Source organism: Binatus sp. (SeqCode), assembly GCF_049584895.1.
Taxonomy (GTDB): domain Bacteria; phylum Desulfobacterota; class Binatia; order Binatales; family Binataceae; genus Binatus.
Genome location: NZ_JBAUYR010000029.1, coordinates 18569 through 36569 on the forward strand (window position 1 = coordinate 18569; position 18001 = coordinate 36569).

At 61.2% G+C, this 18001-nt stretch carries 21 protein-coding genes; 20 read left to right on the forward strand and 1 reads right to left on the reverse strand.

Translation table 11 applies throughout. The annotated features are described in order from the left end of the window. The first annotated feature begins 28 nt into the window (after positions 1 to 28). The 20 genes from WB650_RS04285 to WB650_RS04380 all read left to right on the forward strand — a co-directional run bounded on the left by WB650_RS04285 (position 29) and on the right by WB650_RS04380 (position 16452). Positions 29 to 361: a hypothetical protein gene (locus WB650_RS04285; protein WP_422301192.1), complete on the forward strand. Its 333-nt coding sequence runs from the start codon at positions 29 to 31 to the stop codon at positions 359 to 361. Positions 362 to 437: 76 nt separating this feature from the next. Beyond that, positions 438 to 785, forward strand: coding sequence for a hypothetical protein (locus WB650_RS04290; RefSeq protein WP_423959573.1), 348 nt, complete (start codon positions 438 to 440; stop codon positions 783 to 785). An 83-nt stretch (positions 786 to 868) separates the two neighbouring features. Continuing rightward, complete coding sequence (gene rpsB / locus WB650_RS04295) at positions 869 to 1651, forward strand: 30S ribosomal protein S2 (RefSeq protein ID WP_422301188.1); 783 nt, start codon at positions 869 to 871, stop codon at positions 1649 to 1651. A 92-nt stretch (positions 1652 to 1743) separates the two neighbouring features. After that, positions 1744 to 2358 carry a translation elongation factor Ts gene (tsf, locus tag WB650_RS04300; protein WP_422301186.1) on the forward strand — a complete coding sequence of 205 codons (615 nt, stop codon included), beginning with the start codon at positions 1744 to 1746 and terminating at the stop codon, positions 2356 to 2358. 113 nt (positions 2359 to 2471) lie between these two features. Then, entirely contained in the window at positions 2472 to 3221 is a 750-nt protein-coding gene (gene pyrH, locus WB650_RS04305) for a UMP kinase (protein ID WP_422301184.1), read from the forward strand. 2 nt (positions 3222 to 3223) lie between these two features. After that, positions 3224 to 3781, forward strand: coding sequence for a ribosome recycling factor (gene frr / locus WB650_RS04310; RefSeq protein ID WP_422291959.1), 558 nt, complete (start codon positions 3224 to 3226; stop codon positions 3779 to 3781). A gap of 57 nt (positions 3782 to 3838) precedes the next feature. Continuing rightward, entirely contained in the window at positions 3839 to 4624 is a 786-nt protein-coding gene (locus tag WB650_RS04315; protein ID WP_423959576.1) for an isoprenyl transferase, read from the forward strand. After that, a complete protein-coding gene (locus WB650_RS04320; protein WP_422301180.1) occupies positions 4611 to 5405 on the forward strand; it encodes a phosphatidate cytidylyltransferase in 795 nt (264 codons plus the stop codon). The genes WB650_RS04315 and WB650_RS04320 overlap by 14 nt, the downstream gene beginning before the upstream one ends. 65 nt (positions 5406 to 5470) lie before the next feature. Next, entirely contained in the window at positions 5471 to 6823 is a 1353-nt protein-coding gene (gene rseP / locus WB650_RS04325; protein ID WP_422301178.1) for an RIP metalloprotease RseP, read from the forward strand. Further along, a complete protein-coding gene (gene tsaB, locus WB650_RS04330; RefSeq protein WP_422301176.1) occupies positions 6795 to 7616 on the forward strand; it encodes a tRNA (adenosine(37)-N6)-threonylcarbamoyltransferase complex dimerization subunit type 1 TsaB in 822 nt (273 codons plus the stop codon). Before rseP ends, tsaB begins: the two co-directional genes overlap by 29 nt. Then, a complete protein-coding gene (locus tag WB650_RS04335; protein ID WP_422301174.1) occupies positions 7577 to 7807 on the forward strand; it encodes a DUF465 domain-containing protein in 231 nt (76 codons plus the stop codon). Before tsaB ends, WB650_RS04335 begins: the two co-directional genes overlap by 40 nt. Before the next feature lie 38 nt (positions 7808 to 7845). After that, entirely contained in the window at positions 7846 to 8376 is a 531-nt protein-coding gene (ilvN, locus tag WB650_RS04340; RefSeq protein ID WP_422298555.1) for an acetolactate synthase small subunit, read from the forward strand. Between the two features lie 32 nt (positions 8377 to 8408). Next, on the forward strand, positions 8409 to 9425 hold the full coding sequence (gene ilvC, locus WB650_RS04345) for a ketol-acid reductoisomerase (RefSeq protein WP_422302174.1): 1017 nt from the start codon (positions 8409 to 8411) through the stop codon (positions 9423 to 9425). A gap of 6 nt (positions 9426 to 9431) precedes the next feature. Continuing rightward, complete coding sequence (locus tag WB650_RS04350) at positions 9432 to 10130, forward strand: phosphatidylserine decarboxylase (RefSeq protein ID WP_422302172.1); 699 nt, start codon at positions 9432 to 9434, stop codon at positions 10128 to 10130. Beyond that, positions 10127 to 11044, forward strand: coding sequence for a CDP-diacylglycerol--serine O-phosphatidyltransferase (gene pssA, locus WB650_RS04355; protein WP_422302171.1), 918 nt, complete (start codon positions 10127 to 10129; stop codon positions 11042 to 11044). The genes WB650_RS04350 and pssA overlap by 4 nt, the downstream gene beginning before the upstream one ends. 272 nt (positions 11045 to 11316) lie before the next feature. Continuing rightward, positions 11317 to 12888, forward strand: coding sequence for a 2-isopropylmalate synthase (locus tag WB650_RS04360; protein WP_422302169.1), 1572 nt, complete (start codon positions 11317 to 11319; stop codon positions 12886 to 12888). A gap of 246 nt (positions 12889 to 13134) precedes the next feature. Then, positions 13135 to 14250, forward strand: a complete 1116-nt coding sequence (gene leuB / locus WB650_RS04365) for a 3-isopropylmalate dehydrogenase (RefSeq protein ID WP_422302167.1) — start codon at positions 13135 to 13137, stop codon at positions 14248 to 14250. Beyond that, a complete protein-coding gene (locus WB650_RS04370) occupies positions 14247 to 15233 on the forward strand; it encodes a hypothetical protein (RefSeq protein ID WP_423959578.1) in 987 nt (328 codons plus the stop codon). The genes leuB and WB650_RS04370 overlap by 4 nt, the downstream gene beginning before the upstream one ends. Before the next feature lie 10 nt (positions 15234 to 15243). Continuing rightward, positions 15244 to 15975, forward strand: coding sequence for a tRNA pseudouridine(38-40) synthase TruA (gene truA, locus WB650_RS04375; RefSeq protein WP_422302765.1), 732 nt, complete (start codon positions 15244 to 15246; stop codon positions 15973 to 15975). Positions 15976 to 16170: 195 nt separating this feature from the next. After that, the gene (locus WB650_RS04380; RefSeq protein WP_422298571.1) at positions 16171 to 16452 is read left to right on the forward strand and encodes an HU family DNA-binding protein; all 282 of its coding nucleotides are present in this window, start codon (positions 16171 to 16173) and stop codon (positions 16450 to 16452) included. Positions 16453 to 16631: 179 nt separating this feature from the next. Here WB650_RS04380 and WB650_RS04385 read toward each other — a convergent pair whose 3' ends face one another. After that, positions 16632 to 17996 (reverse strand): replication-associated recombination protein A, encoded by a 1365-nt coding sequence (locus tag WB650_RS04385; RefSeq protein ID WP_422303985.1) that lies wholly within the window; start codon positions 17994 to 17996, stop codon positions 16632 to 16634. Positions 17997 to 18001 lie beyond the last annotated feature (5 nt).

The window sequence follows — 18001 nt, forward strand, 5'->3', positions numbered from 1 at the left end:
TGACCGTAAGTGCGTATAACTGGCCGGTGTGAGCAACCTGAATAGCCGCCACTTCGCGGCGCTCGCTTTCGTAGGCTGGTATCTTATGATGCCGCCTGACTCGACCAGAATCCCCCACAATGTTGATTCCGACGTTCCGCTCGCGCGATGGGTTGTCGTCACCAGTTTCGACACCGATGACAATTGCGAGAAGGCGCTGACCGACCTTCAGAACAACCAGCAGGATCCAGTCACGCTCGACAAGACGGGCAAGCTCAAGCGCCTGCAGAAAAATGACGCCGCACTGGGAAAAGCGCGCTCACTCAACGCCGCCTGTGTCGCGAGCGACGATATCCGATTGAAAAGCAAGAAGTCGGAGTGACGCAGGGTTCGGGATGGGCCAAAAGGGGAAAATAAAGTCATTTGGAGTACTGAAGACAGCTACGATCGGAGCGATCGTGACCGCGACCTTCATGGCGGTGCCGATAGCTCTTCTTCTGACTGTATTTATGTTTGCTCGTGGTGCTCGTTATCTGAACGGCAACACGGTCGCCACGCCCAACACGGTTGTTCAGCCGAGCGCGGCCGCAACACCCAGCACGGCCGCCGGACCAAACCAGAAACCCGAGACAAAAACTCGGCATCCCCTTCGACCGCGCGATGTTCCTATTATCGTGGGGGTAGCGGCACTCTTCTACGGAATTTTTGGGTTTCTTGTATTCGGTCTATGGTCCTGGCTGTACAATCTTCTTTCGCCCAGATTCGGCGGAATCGTCATCGAGTGGACCGACGGTCTCGGCGAGTAGCCTCCGCTTTCCTACCGCCGCCAGCCCTGCTAATACTTACAGATTGCCCCTCACTCGGGGCCAAGAGGCAAGGACTAAATTCTATGACTGAAATCAGTATGAAGCAGCTTCTGGAGGCCGGCGTCCACTTCGGCCATCAGACCAGCCGCTGGAACCCAAAGATGAAGCAATACATCTTCGGCGCCCGCAACGGTATCTACATCATCGATCTCCAGCAGACCGTGAAGATGTTTCGCGCGACCTTCGACTTCGCGCGCGACCTCGCCGCCGCCGGCGGCACGATGCTGTTCGTCGGCACCAAGAAGCAGGCCCAGGACATCGTCAAGGAAGAAGCCGAGCGATGCGGCATGTACTACGTTAACAACCGCTGGCTCGGCGGGATGCTGACCAACTTCCAGACTATTCGCGCGTCGATCGACCGGCTCCGCAAGCTCGAAGAGACGATGGCCGATCCCGAGATGATCAAAGCGCTCACCAAGAAAGAAATGAGCGATAACGGCCGCGAGCATGAAAAGCTGATGGCCACGCTCGCCGGCATCAAGAACATGCGCAAGCTCCCGGACGCGCTGTGGGTGATCGATACCAAGAAAGAAGATATCGCGGTCGCCGAAGCGAACCGCCTCGGTATTCCGGTCGCCGCCGTGGTCGATACCAACTGCGACCCTGACCTGATCGCGTATCGAATCCCAGGCAACGACGACGCGATTCGCGCGATCAAACTGTTCACCGCTGCGGTCGCCGACGCGATCATCGAGGGCAAGCAGATCGCCGAGGAACGCGCCAAGGGCCAGCAGGATATTCGCTCCGACGCCGGCTCTGCGGCAGATATGGGCACCTCGGCGCCTGATTCGCCAAGCGCGGTCTAATCGACAGACTCGATTTTCATGTCCGAAACTGGGCCGGTCGCTTGCAGTAGCGCGACCGGCCAAGAATACTAGCTCAACTCAGGAATTGTGAGATGGAATTAAACGCAAACCAGGTTAAGGAACTGCGCGAGAAGACCGGCGCCGGCATCATGGATTGCAAGCGCGCGCTTTCGGAGAGCGCCGGCGACCTCGACAAAGCCGCGCTATGGCTGCGCGAGAAGGGAATCGCGGCGGCTGCGGGCCGCGCGGGCCGGGTCGCATCCGAGGGTGCAGTCGGTTCGTATATTCATGCGGGCGGCAAGATTGGCGTCTTGATCGAAGTCAATTGCGAGACTGATTTCTGCGCCAAGTCCGAAGCGTTCCAGGCGCTGGTGAAGGAACTCGCGTTGCAGGTCGCCGCGCTCAATCCGCGCGTCGTGCGGCGCGAGGAATTATCGCCCGCCGTCATCGAGCAGGAGCGCCAGATCTACACGTCACAGGCCGAGGGCAAGCCTGCGGCAGTCGTGGCAAAGATCGTGGACGGCAAGATCGAGAAATTTTACAAGGAAGCGTGTCTGCTCGAGCAGGCTTACGCGCGCGATCCGAACAAGACTGTGAACGACCTGATCGGCGAGGCCGCCCTCCAGATGCGCGAGAAGATCGACGTGCGCCGCTTCACCCGATACCAGATGGGCGAAAACCTGGACGCCAAGGGTGGGCCGGCCTAAGGCCCAATCACGGGGGATGAAAGCCGTAGTTAGAACCCTTCCCCTACGCGATTGTTCCCCTTCCCTCGAGGGAAGGGGTTAGGGGTTAGGTTCCCCTTCGGGAGCTTCGAGGAATGGCTGAAGTCCAAACCGCATCCGACGGCAAGCCGCGCTTCAGCCGCATACTCCTGAAATTATCCGGCGAGGCGCTCGCGCCCGCACAAGGATCGGGACTCGATCTCGACGCGCTGGCCGAGATAGCGCTCGAAATCAAGGAAGTCTTGTCGCTCGGCGTTCAGCTCGCGATGGTAATCGGCGCCGGCAACTACATCCGCGGCAGCGATTACGAGGCGCGCGGGATGGATCGCTCGACCGCCGATCAGATGGGCATGCTCGCGACGGTGATTAACGCACTCGCGCTGCAAAACGCGCTCGAGCACTCGGGCGTCGTCACGCGCGTGCTGTCCGCTATCGAAATGCAGGCGCTGTGCGAGCCGTATATCCGCCGCCGCGCCGTGCGCCATCTCGAAAAGGGCCGAGTCGTCATTTTCGCGGCCGGCACCGGCAATCCATATTTCACTACCGACACCGCGGCGAGTCTGCGCGCGATGGAAATCGGGGCCGAGGTAATCCTCAAGGCCAGCCACACCGTCGACGGGGTTTACGATCGCGATCCAGTGCGCGAGCCCGGCGCCAAGCGCTTCGACCGCCTGACTTATATCGAGGTGCTGCAGAAAAATCTGAAGGTGATGGACTCGACTGCCATCTCGATGTGCATGGATAATCATCTGCCGATCATCGTGTTCAATCTGCGCAAAGCGGGTAATATAAGAAGGGCAGTGATGGGGGAGCAAATCGGAACCCGAGTGGAGAGCGCACCGTGAGCATGCTTACGGACACAATCGAAGACGCGCGCAAGGAAATGGACAAGACCGTCGAGGCGTTTCGCCACGAACTCGCACGCGTACGCACTGGCCGCGCGTCAACCGCGCTGGTCGAAAATCTCCAGGTAAATTACTACGGCTCGAAGACTCCGCTGCGGCAATTGGCAGGGCTGGCAGCGCCGGAGCCGCGCTTGATCGTGATAACGCCGTACGACAAGGGCGCGATGCACGATATCGAAAAAGCCATCTCGACTTCCGATCTTGGCTTGACCCCGATGAACGACGGCAAGATCATTCGCATTCCGATTCCCGAGCTGACCGAGGAGCGTCGCAAGGATCTCGTAAAGCACGTGCGCAAAATCGGCGAGGAATTCCGCGTCGGCGTCCGCAACCATCGCCGCGACGCCAACGACATGCTCAAGGAACTGCACAAGGAAAAGCAGGCGACCGAGGACGAGATGCGTGCGGGCGAGGCCAAGGTGCAGACCTACACCACCGAGTTCATCGAAAAAATCGACAAAGTGCTGACCGCCAAAGAAGCGGAAATCATGGAGGTCTGAGCTCGCCCGTCACCATCTTCAAGCGGCGTGCGACCTTAGGTAAAGACTGAACCTCAAGTGGCAATCTCACTACCACTAGACGATTTCCCCAACCTCTCTTTGGATCCATCGCGGATGCCGCGTCACGTGGCGATCGTGATGGACGGCAATGGCCGCTGGGCCAGCCGGCGCGGTCTCTCGCGCCACGAAGGCCATCGCCGCGGCAAGGATTCCGTGCGCGCGGTCGTCGATGCGGCCCGCGAACTCGGCATCCCGTACCTCACGCTGTACGCTTTTTCGAGCGAGAATTGGGGCCGGCCGACCAACGAAGTCAGCTTTCTGATGGGCCTCTTCCATCGCTATCTGATCACCGAGACCAAACGCCTGATGAAGCGCGATATCCGCGTGTTGGCTCTGGGAGACACCGAGCGGCTGCCGCCTCGCGTGCGCGAAGCTCTTGCCGAGACCGTTGCGGCGACGCGAGATAATCGCGGGATGACGGTGGCACTGGCATTGTCGTACGGCGGCCGTCAGGACATCGTCAATGCGGCGCGATCAATCGCGCGCGCGGTTGCAGATGGCGCGCTTTCACCCGATCAAATCGACGAGCAACTGGTGGCGCGCGAACTGACGACCACCGGGCTTCCCGATCCCGACCTGCTGATTCGAACCTCCGGAGAATTGCGCGTCTCCAATTTTTTTCTCTTTCAGCTCGCCTACACCGAACTTTATTTCACCGACACTCTGTGGCCCGACTTCCGCGAGCGTGAATTCTTAAGCGCGATCGCCGCCTACCAGCTTCGCGAGCGCCGCTTCGGCGCAGTCACGAACGGCTCCGACACTCGCCTGCGTGCTCAGAACTAGGCTTCTGACAGCGGCGATCCTGCTGCCAGCGGTCGCGGCACTCGTGCTTTTCGCGCCGCCCTGGTTTTTCAAGATTGTAAATGTGATCGCCGGGCTCTGGGGACTCTACGAAGTCGCCGAGATGACCGGCGCTCTGCACTGGGTCGCGATACCGCTGTTCGCCGTCGTCGGCGGCATACCGCTGTTCGCGCTTCTCTACGGCGCCAACCTCGGATGGGTTGGATGGGTCGTGCCGCTGATCGTGATCCTGATGATGCTCGGGCTGGTCATACGAATCGAAGTAGCCGGCGGCGGCGAAAGGTTCCGCGGACCGCGCCTCGTCTTCATCGGCGCCGCGTACGTCGGATTTCTATTCCCGTTCTTCTCGCTGGTGCGCAATCGCCCCGGCGGCGTCAAGGTTCTCCTGCTGGTCATCCTGCTGGCTGTAGTGAGCGACAGCGGCGCCTACTTCGTCGGCCGGTACAGGGGCCGGACCAAGCTCGCGCCGAGCGTCAGCCCCAACAAAACGGTTGAAGGCGCAATAGGCGGCCTGGTCGCGACTATCATCTGCGGATGGTTGCTCTTTAAGCTGATAGGCGCAACCTGGGACGTGGGCCGAATCCTGCTATTTGCCGCTATGATTTCCATTCTTGCGCAGCTCGGCGATCTGGCCGGCTCGGCTTTGAAGCGCGCGGCGGGAGTCAAGGACTCGGGTTGGATTTTTCCCGGTCACGGCGGCCTGCTCGATCGCACTTGTTCACTGGTCTTCGCACTCTTTTTCGCCTACTATTGGTTTCAATGATGCGGTTTTTGGGGGCCGCATTTTCACGCCCCGAAATGTCCCGTCGAACCTTGCGAGTAAACTAAATGATATCGTCGATTCTTTACGCAGCGCTGGTCTTCGCCGTGCTAGTGGTCGTGCACGAGGCGGGACACTTCGCGATGGCGAAAAAAGTCGGGGTTCGCGTGCTGCGATTCTCGGTCGGCTATCCGCCAAAAATTCTGGGATTCCGGCGCGGCGAGACCGAGTACTCACTCGGCGCGACTCCCTTCGGCGGCTACGTTCGAATGCTCGGCGATGAAGTCGGCGAGAAGCCCACGCCCGACGAAATCAAATTATATCTTCACGAAATCGGTCTCGATCTGATCGGCGCCGCGCGCGAGCATGGGGTGGTTCTCGCCGGCTCCGAATTCGACCAACACTTGCGTGCGCTAGCCGAGCGTTTGAGTCAGTCCGGCGCCGGTGTCGCACAGACTATTCTCGGACGCGAGCTGAAGCCCGACGAGGCGCTGCTCCTCAACGAAGTGCGCGCTCATCCCAAAGTCGACGACGCAATCAAAGAGCTCGCGGAACGTCCTCCCACAGTGCTGATCGAGGCGTATTGCAGCCGCGCGTTCCCGACTCAGTCGCTCGGCAAGCGCGTTTTGATCGTGCTCGCAGGACCGCTGTCCAACATCATTTTTGCCCCTCTACTGCTCACGTTCGTTTTCATGTACGGCGTCCCAACCCTATTGCCGGTCGTCGGCAAGACCACCAAGGATCTCCCCGCCGCGAAGGCCGGGCTTCTCACCGGTGACCGAATTATCGCGGTTAACGGCGAGCCGATGGATACGTGGGCCGACTTCTCCAAGACCGTAAAAGCGGGAGACGGTTCCCCGGTCAAGCTTGAAATCCAGCGGCAGCAGAACGGCAAATCCACCAACAGCACGATCGTGATCACGCCGACCCGGCTCGATCAAAAGACCATTTACGGTACCAACGCGACCTCCTGGGTAATCGGCGTGCAGCCCAGCGGCGACGAAACTACCAAGCGGTACGGCCCAATCGGCGCCGTCAGAGAAGCATGCGAGACGTCGGTCGAGATGACCGTGCAGATGGTGGTCGGAATTGCCAGTATCTTCAGCGGCAGCACGCCGGTGAAAGACGCGCTCGGCGGTCCAATCATGATCGCGCAAATGGCCGGCCAGGAAGCGCATCGCGGCTTCGCCAACCTCGCGATGTTCACCGTGATGCTGAGTCTCGAACTCGGCATCATAAATCTGTTGCCGGTGCCGCTGCTCGACGGCGGACACCTGCTGTTCTTTGTTTTCGAGGGCATCAAGGGCAAGCCGCTCGAACTTCGCTATCGCGAGGCGATGCTCCAGGTTGGACTGTTTTTGCTCGTGGCACTGATGGCGTTTGTAATCTTCAATGACATCTCGCGTATTGTGCAGGGTTAATCGGCTGCTCGATCAGGCGGCCGAATCGCGCCCGGTCCTGGGACTCGATACCTCCACATCAATCGCAAGTCTCGCGGTGATTGCCGGCGGGCGAGTCGCCGCGTCGCTCGAGCGTCCGGCGACGTCGCATGGCGCCGCATTGCCGAGCGCCGTCGACGATCTTCTTGGCGCGGCGGGATTGTCGATTCGTGATGTCGGTGCGATAGCGGTCGGCACGGGCCCCGGATCGTTCACCGGCCTTCGCATCGGACTCAGCTACGCGAAGGGAATCGCGATGGCGTCGGGATGCGCGCTCGTCGGCGTGCCCGGTTTCGACGCGATGGCATTAGCAGCACTCGAGCGCAACAATATCATCGAAGGACGGCTGGTCTGCGTGGTTGTCGACGCTCGCAAAGGCGAAGTTTACGCGGCTCTTTACCGAGTCGTGGCCGATGGGCTAGAAAAACTGTCAGAGGAATTGGTTATCGCGCTCGAACACCTGGCATCGCGCATCACCGAGGACGTAATGTTCATCGGTGATGGCAGGGCGAAGGATGCGGCGGCCCTTGTGGCATCGCGGGGTCATAGGGTGGCGGTTTTCGATACAGGGATGCTCGATTTGCGCGGAGTCTGCGTCGCGGCGCTAGGCGGGGCGCGGTTTGCCCGTGGTGAAACGGATCGAGCGGCTTCGCTGGAGCCGCTATACATCAGGACGCCGGAGGCTACGTTCAAGCCCACTTCAAAAAATCCGGCAGGCTTAGGCACGGAGGGCGTATGGAGCATCGAGAGGAAGAACTCATTCGGCAGCATCTGACCCATGACGAGGAGCTGAGGGCCCTCTACACCGAGCATCAAGCGCTCAAACAAAAACTCGAAGTCTTTAGACACAAGCTTTATCTGACCAACGAAGAAGAGATAGAAGAAAAACGGATCCAGAAGCTTAAGCTGGCCTCGAAAGACCGCATGATGGCGATTCTCGGCCGCTATCAACAAGAGGCTCGCTGATACCAAGGGTCCGGCCATGAGCGCGCGCACTCCACCGCATGACAAGTCACACGATATCGGTTCTGGTTGAAAACGAATTCGGCGTGCTCGCACGCGTGGCCGGACTGTTTTCGGGCCGCGGCTTTAACATCGAGTCCCTGACCGTCAACGAAGATCCGCTCGACCCGACGGTCTCGAGGATCGTGCTGGTTACCACCGGCGACGATCAGATCGTCGAGCAGATCAACAAGCAGCTCAACAAGCTGGTGTCGGTGATCAAGATTACCGACTTCAAGGACGTCGAGACGATCGATCGCGAGATGGTGATCGTGAAGGTCTCGGTCGACGAGCGCACGCGCTCGGAACTGGACTCGATCGTCACCGCGTTCCGCGCCCACGTTATAGACATTGGCCCGCGCGCAATCACGGTCGAGTTGACGGGCGACAACGAGAAGATCAAGGCGTTCATCGCTATCGTGCGCCCGCTCGGCATCAAGGAAGTAGTGCGCTCGGGCAAAGTTGCAATGGCGCGCGCGGTCCAGCTCAATCATGACAATCACCAGGGTCGGCGAGCGCGCGAAGCTGAATAATCTGACAGCGAGAAAATTCGGGAGAAATTCAAATGAAGGTTTACTACGACCGCGACGCGGACCTGTCCGCGCTCAAAGGCAAGAAGATCGCGGTCATTGGCTTTGGAAGCCAGGGCCATGCGCATGCGCTCAACCTGCGCGACAGCGGAATGGACGTATGCGTCGGGCTGACTGCGAAATCGCCGTCGCGCGAAAAGGCCACCAAGCAGGGCCTCCAGGTGTTCGACACTGCGGAAGCGGCCAAGCGCGCCGACATCATCATGGTCCTCGTGCCCGACGAGATGGGCTCCGAGATTTACGAGGCCGAAATCGCGCCGCATCTCACCAAGGGCAAGTACCTGGCCTTCGGTCACGGCTTTAATATCCATTTCAAATTCATCAAGCCGCCCGCTGACGTTAACGTTTTCATGATCGCGCCAAAGGGTCCCGGCCATCTCGTGCGATCGGAGTACACCAAGGGCCGCGGCGTACCGTGCCTGCTCGCCGTCGAGCAGGATCCGTCGGGCGACACCACCAAAGTCGGTCTCGCGTACGGCAGTGCGATCGGTGGAGGACGCGCGGCGATTATCGAAACCTCGTTCCGAGAGGAAACCGAAACCGACTTGTTCGGCGAACAATCCGTGCTATGCGGCGGACTCACCGAACTGATTCGCGCCGGCTACGAGACCCTGGTCGAAGCCGGCTATGCACCCGAGATGGCGTATTTCGAGACGCTGCACGAAGTGAAGCTGATCGTGGACCTGATCTACGAGGGCGGAATCTCGAATATGCGCTATTCGATCAGCAACACGGCCGAGTATGGCGATATGACCCGCGGCACCAAGGTGATCGGCAAGGATTCGCGCGCGGCGATGAAACAGATCCTCGCCGACATCCAATCGGGCAAGTTCGCTAACGAATGGATCGGCGACTACAAGGCGGGACTGCCGCGTTTCCGCGAACTGCGCAAGGAAGCGGAGAAGCATCCGGTCGAAGAAGTCGGCCGCAAGTTGCGAGCGTTCATGCCATGGCTCGCGAGCGATCGATTAGTCGATAAGTCCAGGAACTAGATCCCCATGGCGGGCGAAACCGACAGCGGGCGCCCGGCGCCGGGCCCGATTCTCGCACGCATCGCAGGTGCGATCGGAATCGCGACCGAAGGCGTGGCGATGTCGCTGGGATTGGCCGTCGTCGGAATCGTCCTGATAGTGCTCGGCATCAAATCGATCGGCGCGATCCTGGTAATCCTCGCAATCCCGATTGCGCTTTTCTTTCGCGATCCTGAACGCTACCCGCCGCGCACCGAAAACGTCGTAATTTCTGGCGCCGACGGCAAGGTCACCGACATTTCCGACAAGCCCTTTCCGGGATCGACGGGCCGGCTCTACCATCGTGTGTCGGTGTTCATGTCCCCGCTCAACGTCCACGTGAACCGCGCTCCGGTCGGCGGCGAAGTGGTGATGGTTGAGCACACCGCGGGCGAATTCCGCGCCGCCTTTCGCGACGACGCCAACGAGCACAACGAGCGCAACCTGATCGCGATGACCGACCCGTCGGGCCGCATGTTCGGCATGCTACAGGTGGCCGGATATCTCGCCCGCCGGATAGTTTGCCGGCTCCGCGCGCATGATAGAATACAGGCAGGTCAGCGGATCGGCCTGATTATGTTTGGAAGCCGCGTCGATCATTTTTTTCCGGCTGAGTACCGGGTTGCGGTGTCGGTCGGACAGCGCGTTCGCGCCGGAGAATCCATCATCGGAGCAATCGATCAATGAGCCGCAATTCCCGCCGTTCGCGCGACGCTCGTTTGCGGATGGAAATCTATCCGGACCGCAGCGCAGACCCAGCCCTCAACGCCGACGGGCCATTTCGCCGCGGCGTTTTCCTGCTGCCCGCGACGATCACTTCTATCGGCCTGCTGTCGGGCTTCTACTCGATGGTTTCCGCAGTGACCGGACATTTCGAAGTCGCCTCCGTGATGATCGTCATCGCCTTCTTCTGCGACGGCCTCGACGGACGGGTCGCGCGCGCCTCGCGCACTTCGAGCCAGTTCGGCGTCGAGTTTGACAGCCTCTCCGACGTGGTCGCGTTCGGCGTCGCACCTGCGATGCTCACCTTCTCGTGGGCGCTGCGGCCGGTAGGTTCCATCGGAATCGCGGTCGGCGGGTTGTACGTCCTGTGCGGTGCGCTTCGCCTGGCCCGCTTCAACGTGCAGACCGCGACCGCCGACAAGAGCCGCTTCGTCGGCTTGCCAATCCCCGGCGCCGCCCTGATGATCGCAACGACCTCGCTCGCCTACAGCTACTTCGAATTCGAGTCGCCGCGGATGCTTTGCACCTTGATGGTGCCGTTCACGCTCGTCCTCGGCGGACTCATGATCTCGCGCGTGCCCTACCCCAGCTTCAAAACAATGAAGTTTGAAAAGCGGGCGCAGGTCGAACTGGTAATCACCATGATGGTGGTTGCGGCGATGCTGTTCGCGATGCCGCAGCTCACCGCGTTCCTGCTTTCTTCTGCGTATGTATTATCCGGTCCAGTGCTGATGCTTCGCGGCGAACGCCTGAGCGCCAAAGTCTCTGTCCTACACCCGGTCGCACCCGCAAAATCTCACGACGCCAACGGCGCGCCGCAACCGGATTCTGCTCGGAGCACCCGCAACCTCCGCGACCACCAGCCCGCACCGCGCTAAACCGCTTGACTGAGGTCTCCGCGCCCGCTTACAATCCGTACACGATGTATTGCAACCTGCTACCGGAGCTGCTGCTTAGCCTGGCCCTTACAGGGGCCCACGCCAGGCGCGCGTCCGGACAGGTTTAACGGCCTGATTAAACTGAGACACACGCCCCGGGCAGTGGGCCGATCGAAGCCGCCCGGGGCGTTTTCTTTTTCACGCTTCAGTTTCCGCTCCTGGCGAACGATTGGCCCGCTGATCCCGCGGCGATGATGCGGGAGGTAATGACGATGGCGCATACGAACACGGCTACGCACGACAACAACGATTACGTCCGGATCTTCGACACGACCCTGCGCGACGGCGAGCAGTCGCCCGGCTGCACCATGAACGTCGAAGAGAAAATCGCGCTCGCGCGTCAACTCGAACGCCTGAACGTGGATATCATCGAGGCGGGCTTCGCGGTATCTTCGCCCGGCGATTTCGAGTCTGTGAACCGCGTCGCGCAGGCGCTGACCGAGCCCATTGTGCTCAGTCTCTCGCGCACGCGCGAAGAGGATGTCGATTCGGCCTTGCGCGCAGTGGACAAAGCCAGGCATCCGGGGATTCACATTTTCATCGCGACCTCGGAAATCCATCTCAAGTACAAGCTGAACATGAATCGCGAGGACGTACTCGACGCCGCCACCTGGGCCGTCACGCGCGCGAAAAAGCATCTCGACTACATCGAGTTCTCCTGCGAGGACGCGTCGCGCTCCGACTGGGATTACATGGTCGACGTTTGCACCGAGGTGATTCGCGCGGGCGCGACTGTGATCAATCTGCCCGACACCACCGGCCACGCTATCCCCGAGGAATTCGGCCGGATGTTCGCGTACATGAGCGAGAAAGTTCCCGGCGCCGACAAAGTGATATGGAGCGCGCACTGTCATAACGATCTCGGGCTCGCGGTCGCGAATTCGCTGGCGGCGGTGCGCAACGGCGCGCGTCAGATCGAGTGCACCATCAACGGAATCGGCGAGCGCGCCGGCAACTGCTCGCTGGAAGAAGTCGTGATGGCGATGAAGACGCGCCACGACCTGATGGGCGTGGGTTCGCGCATCAACACGCGCCAGATCTACCCGGCCTCGCGCCTGCTGTCGCAGGTGATCGGCCAGTCGGTGCCGGCCAACAAGCCAATTGTCGGCGACAACGCATTCGCGCACGAAGCCGGAATCCATCAGGACGGCGTACTCAAGTACAAGCTCACCTACGAAATCATGAAGCCCGAGGACATCGGTATCCCGTCGAACAAGCTGGTGCTGGGCAAACATTCAGGGCGGCACGCATTCACCAACCGGCTCGAAGAACTTGGCGTCGATATCGACGACGTCGACGTGAACAAGGCGTTCGCCGATTTCAAGGAACTCTGCGACAAAAAGAAAATCGTGTACGACGACGATATCCTGGCGCTGGTCACCGAGAGCGCACGGCGGACGACCGATCATTTCGAGCTGGTCGATTTGAAGTGCGCGTCGTCGAGCAAGAGTACGCCGCACGCGGAGGTCACACTGCGCGTGGAGGGAAAAGAGTGCTCGGCTGAGAGCGAAGGCGACGGAATGGTCGACGCCTGCTACAAGGCGATTTACAAAATCGCCGCAATCAATCCCGCGCTCGAGCGCTACGCTGTCAAAGCAATTACCGGCGGCACCGACGCGCTCGGCGAAGTCAGCTGCATGATTCGCGAGAACGGCGTGACCGTCGCCGGCCAGGGTGCGCATAGCGATATCGTCATGGCGAGTGCGCTCGCGCTGGTAAACGCGCTCAACCGGCTGAAGGCCCGCAAGCACGCCCCGCTCAAGCCAACCACCGACGTTCCGTGAGCCGTCGAAATGGGGCTTGCCGCAACATTACACTTGGGCTAGTGCTTTGAGGGCTTGAGTTTCAACTTGAATTCGCTCTTCACTCAGCGCGATGTGCGGTTTGCTGCGGCTCCCGCCACTGTGGCGAGGTTTGCTACATCGCTGTCGCGCCAATCTGCAGTCGTAATCTTCGAGGCTATACACTGACGGGTCGAGATTGTTTGCGCTCCTCCCGATCACTCACGTCCAGGCGTTCAGCGCTTTTGCATGGCCTATAAAATTCTAGTTCTCAAAGGTGACGGCATCGGCCCCGAGGTCGTCGGCGAAGCTCTGCAGGTTCTCAAGATCATCGCGCGCCGATCGGCGGTCGATCTCGAGTTCAAGGAGGGGATGATCGGCGGTCACGCGCTCGACACCTCCGGCACTCCGTTGCCCGATGAAGTGCTCAAGCACGCGCAGGACAGCGACGCGATTCTGCTCGGCGCCGTCGGCGGACCGAAATGGGACAAGCCCAACGCCGAGCAGCGTCCCGAGCAGGCTTTGCTGGGACTCCGCAAAGCGCTGGGACTGTTCGCGAACATTCGCCCGGTGAAAACGGTCAAGGAACTGATGGCTGCGTCGCCGCTCAAGGCCGAAGTGATTAACGGCGTCGACCTGGTAATCATCCGCGAGCTGACCGGCGGCATCTACTACGGCAAGCCAAGCGAAAAGCGCAATGCGAAAGACGGTCGCGAGGCGGTCGATACGTGCTTCTACAGCGAAGCCGAAATTGCGCGCGTGCTCAAATTTGGTTTCGAGCTGGCTCGCGAGCGCCGCAAGAAACTTACCTCGGTCGACAAGGCCAACGTGATGGCAACGTCCCGCTTGTGGCGCGAGATCGCAACCGAGTTGAGCGCACAATTCAAAGACGTCGCGTTCGAAAATCAGCTCGTCGATTCGATGGCGATGCATCTGATACGGCGCCCCAAGGACTTCGACGTGGTCGTCACCGAAAACATGTTCGGCGATATCCTCACCGATGAAGCCTCGGTGCTCGCGGGATCGATGGGCCTATTGCCGTCGGCGTCGCTCGGTGAGGAACTCAACAGCGCCGGCTTCCGCGTCGGGCTGTACGAGCCGATTCACGGCAGCGCCCCGGATATCGCGGGCCGCGACGAGGCCAATCCGCTCGCCGCGATCCTGTCGGCTGGCCTGTTGCTCGAGCATTCGCTCGGCATGCGATCCGAAGCCGAGCTGATTTCGCAGGCGGTCGATTCTGTGGTGCGTGACGGCTATCGCACTCGCGATCTTCACGGCGGCACCGGCACGCAAATCGTGGGATGCAAGGCGATGGGCCGGCTGGTGCGCGAAAAACTCGAGAGCAGCGAAAGCGAAGGCGAATGAGTAATACCCGCGAACCGAGAGTGGCGGTTGTCGGCGCCACCGGCGCGGTCGGCAACCAGCTAATCGAACTGATCGCCGCGCGCGGGTTTCAGCTGAGCGAACTGAAACTCTTCACCACCGAAGCGGGCGCGATGCAGACCGTCGACGCGGGCGGTGAGGAGCGTCTGGTCGACGCGCTCGAGAGTCCCGCCGATCTTCGCGGCTTCGATATCGCGTTCCTCGCGATTCCGGCGCCGCGCGCGGCCGAAATCATTGCCGCACAGCCCGGTCCGATTCTGATCGATCTGAGCGCGGCGAATCGCCCGCCCTCTGATTTGCCGATGGTCGCGCCCGGGCTCACTCCGCGCGAGACATTCAAGCAATTGCGCAATTCGAAAGTCTTCGCGATTCCACATCCCGCCGCTCACGTGCTCGCCACCTGTCTCAAGGTCCTCGGCGCGCGCAGCGGTTTCGTTGCCGCGACCGGGATGCTCGGCGCGAGCGCCGGCGGCATGGAAATGCTGACCGCCACCGTCGACCAGACCACCGATCTTCTGAGTGCGCGGCTCGAGCTCGACGACGAGGAAGTCCAGCGCGGGTTCAACGCCTTCATGCGCGAGCACGAACGCTCTGTCGCCACTGCAATCGCCGCGCAAGTCGCGAAGCTGCTCGACAGATCACTGCCGCTCTCCATCCAGGTCGTCGCAATTCCCGTCCTTCACGGTTCCGGGTTGACCATCGATATTCAGCGGCCGCGCGATCGCACCGGCAACGGCGAAGATCCTGTCGAGATGCTGCGAGTTGCTCCGGGCATCCTCATCGCTGAGGAAGGCGAGCCGCTCGGCGTGATCGACGCCGTCGGCCAGGAGGCGATCGTCGTCAGCGTCGAGACGCGCGCCGACTCGCTGTCTCTCTGGTGCGTGTTCGATAATACGCGCCTGGCGGCGCTGGGAGCGCTCTGGATCGCCGAGATGCTGGCGCTCAGCTCGCCGACTCTCGCGTGATCGCCGCGCGATGGTCCTCAAGCTCACGCTCGAGTACGACGGCAGCAAGTATTCCGGATGGCAGCTTCAGCCGCGCCACGATTCAATCCAGGGAAGGATCGAAGCCGCCCTTGAGCGGATTTTCTCCGCGCCGATCCGCGTCTTCGGTTCGGGCCGTACCGACGCCGGCGTGCATGCGCGCGGCCAGGTCGCATCGATCTCGATTCCGCGCCCGTTTGACCCGGCAGAATTGCAGCGCGCTCTGAACTCGCTTCTGCCTGCCGATATCGTGGTGCTCGACATCTCGCCCGCGCCCGACAACTTCGACCCGCGGCGCGCGGCCCATTCGCGCGTGTACGAATATCGCGTGCTGAATCGCAAAGTCGCGTCCGCCTTCGAGTACCGCTATAGCTGGCTGGTCCGCGACCAACTCGATCTCACCGCGATGAATTGCGCCGCGCACATCTTCGTCGGCGAGCACGACTTCGCCGCGTTCCGCTCTCTCGGCACCGCCGTGACGACCACCGTGCGCCGCGTGATTTCGAGTGAGTGGACGCGTGACGCCGACGTCTTTCTGTATCGCGTCGAAGCGAACAGTTTTTTGCGGCACATGGTGCGTGCGATGGTCGCGGCGATGGTTGATGTGGGACGCGGGAAGCTCACGGCGGATAAAGTCGCGACGATCCTTCAAGGACTCGATCGTCATACCGCTCCGGCTAACGCGCCGCCGGGCGGTCTCTACCTCGTCGAAGTCCGCTACTGACGGCGCAATAGCGTTGTCTGCGTGATCCGCCCGCGTAAAACCCTTGGGGCTCAACGCGGACGCGAGCAGCCTGTGCAAAAACCATCACGATCCCTAGAAAAAGAGCCGTTTTTCTGCCGCGCGCACTTGAAATTGTCGCGGTACTCGTTCACCCTCACTGAAAGCCCGCAACCACGGATCGCAAGGAGGAGGATGATGACGCAATCGCAGGTAGCAGCCTACATGGCTGACAAGCTCGGACTCACCAAGAAGCAGGGGAAGCAGGTGCTCGAGGAACTAAACTCGTTGGTAGTCCGCGAGCTCAAGAAGGAGGGATCGCTGCGGCTGGCCGGTCTCGGGATTTTCCGCAAGCGCAAGACCAAAGCGCGCATGGGACGCAATCCGGCCACCGGTCAGGAGATCAAGATTCCGGCGCGCACCCGGCTTCGCTTCACTGCCGCCAAGGCGCTGAAGGATTCGGTTCTCGGCACGAAGTAATCTCTCGACTGATTTGTGTGAACCGCGAGAACGGGTGCGCTCCGATTCTCGCGGTTCGTTTTTAAGGAGCGCTGCGCGATTTCAGAACCGGTACCGGCTTCGCTGGACGCGAAGCTGTCCGGAGGCCAGAAGCCATGTCCTGCCGCTCGCAATGCTCGCTTCGATCAGGATGACGACGGTCACTCATTCCCGCCCGGTTTGCGCCGCGACGCGGGATTGCGCGCAGCGCGTGCGCGGGCAAGGAACTCGCGGATTCTGATTTCGTATCCGCGCTCGGATGGTTCGTAATAGATTTTTTCGCCGAGTTCGTCGGGCAGGTAGCTTTGCGCGACTAGCGCGCCTTCGAAATTGTGCGGATAGCGGTAGTCCTTGCCGTAGCCGAGTCCCTTCATCATCGGCGTCGGCGCGTTGCGCAGATGCAGCGGAACCGCCAGCGCGCCAAGGGTTTTCGCATCTTCGCTCGCCGCGCGCATCGCGAGATACGACGCGTTGGACTTCGGCGCACTGGCCAGGTACGTCACGCCCTGCGCGAGCGGGATCACGCCTTCCGGCATCCCGACGAAGTCCACCGCCTCCTTGACCGCGATCGCCACTTGCAGCGCGCGCGGATCGGCGTTGCCGACATCTTCGGACGCGAAGATTACCATCCGGCGCGCGATGAACAGCGGATCCTCGCCCGCCTCGACCATCCGCATCATCCAGTAAACCGCGGCGTCGGGATCGCTGCCGCGCATGCTCTTGATAAACGCCGAGATGACGTTGTAGTGCTCGTCGCCCGCGCGATCGTAGAGCAGCGCCTTCTGCTGCGCCGACTCGCGAATATGTTCGGGAGTGATCAGCGTCGCGCCCACGTTCTGGGCGAACTCTGCCGCAATCTCGAGCGTGCCGAGCGCGCGCCGCGCGTCACCGCCGGCGTATCGAACGATCTCGTCGATCGCGCCGACACCCAGCTTGAGTCCGCTGTTGCCAAGTCCGCGCTCCTTGTCGGCGAGCGCGCGATGCACCAGAGTCGCGACATTTTCCTCCGACAGAGGCTGCAGCACGAGCAGCCGCATTCGGGATAAGAGCGCCGAGATGACCTCGAACGACGGATTCTCCGTGGTTGCGCCAATCAGCGTGATCAGCCCGCTCTCGACGTGCGGCAGAAACGCGTCCTGCTGCGCGCGGTTCCATCGATGGATCTCGTCGATAAAGACCACGGTGCGCTTGCCGGCCTCGAGATCGTGGCGCGCCGCCTCGACCGCCTCGCGCAGATCGGCGACGCCCGAGGTCACCGCCGCCAGCTTGCGAAACACCGCGCCCGATTGCTCCGCGAGCACGATAGCGAGCGTCGTCTTGCCGGTGCCCGGCGGTCCCCAGAGGATCATCGAGTGCAACACATGCGCCGCGACCATCTGGCTGAGGAACTTTCCAGGTCCCAGCAGATGCTCCTGCCCCACTATTTCGTCGAGCGTGCGCGGACGCATCCGGTCGGCCAGCGGCTGGCTGAGCGGGGTGCGCGGTGGAAAGAGACTCTGCGACGAATCGGCCTTGCGCCGTGCCATTTTCA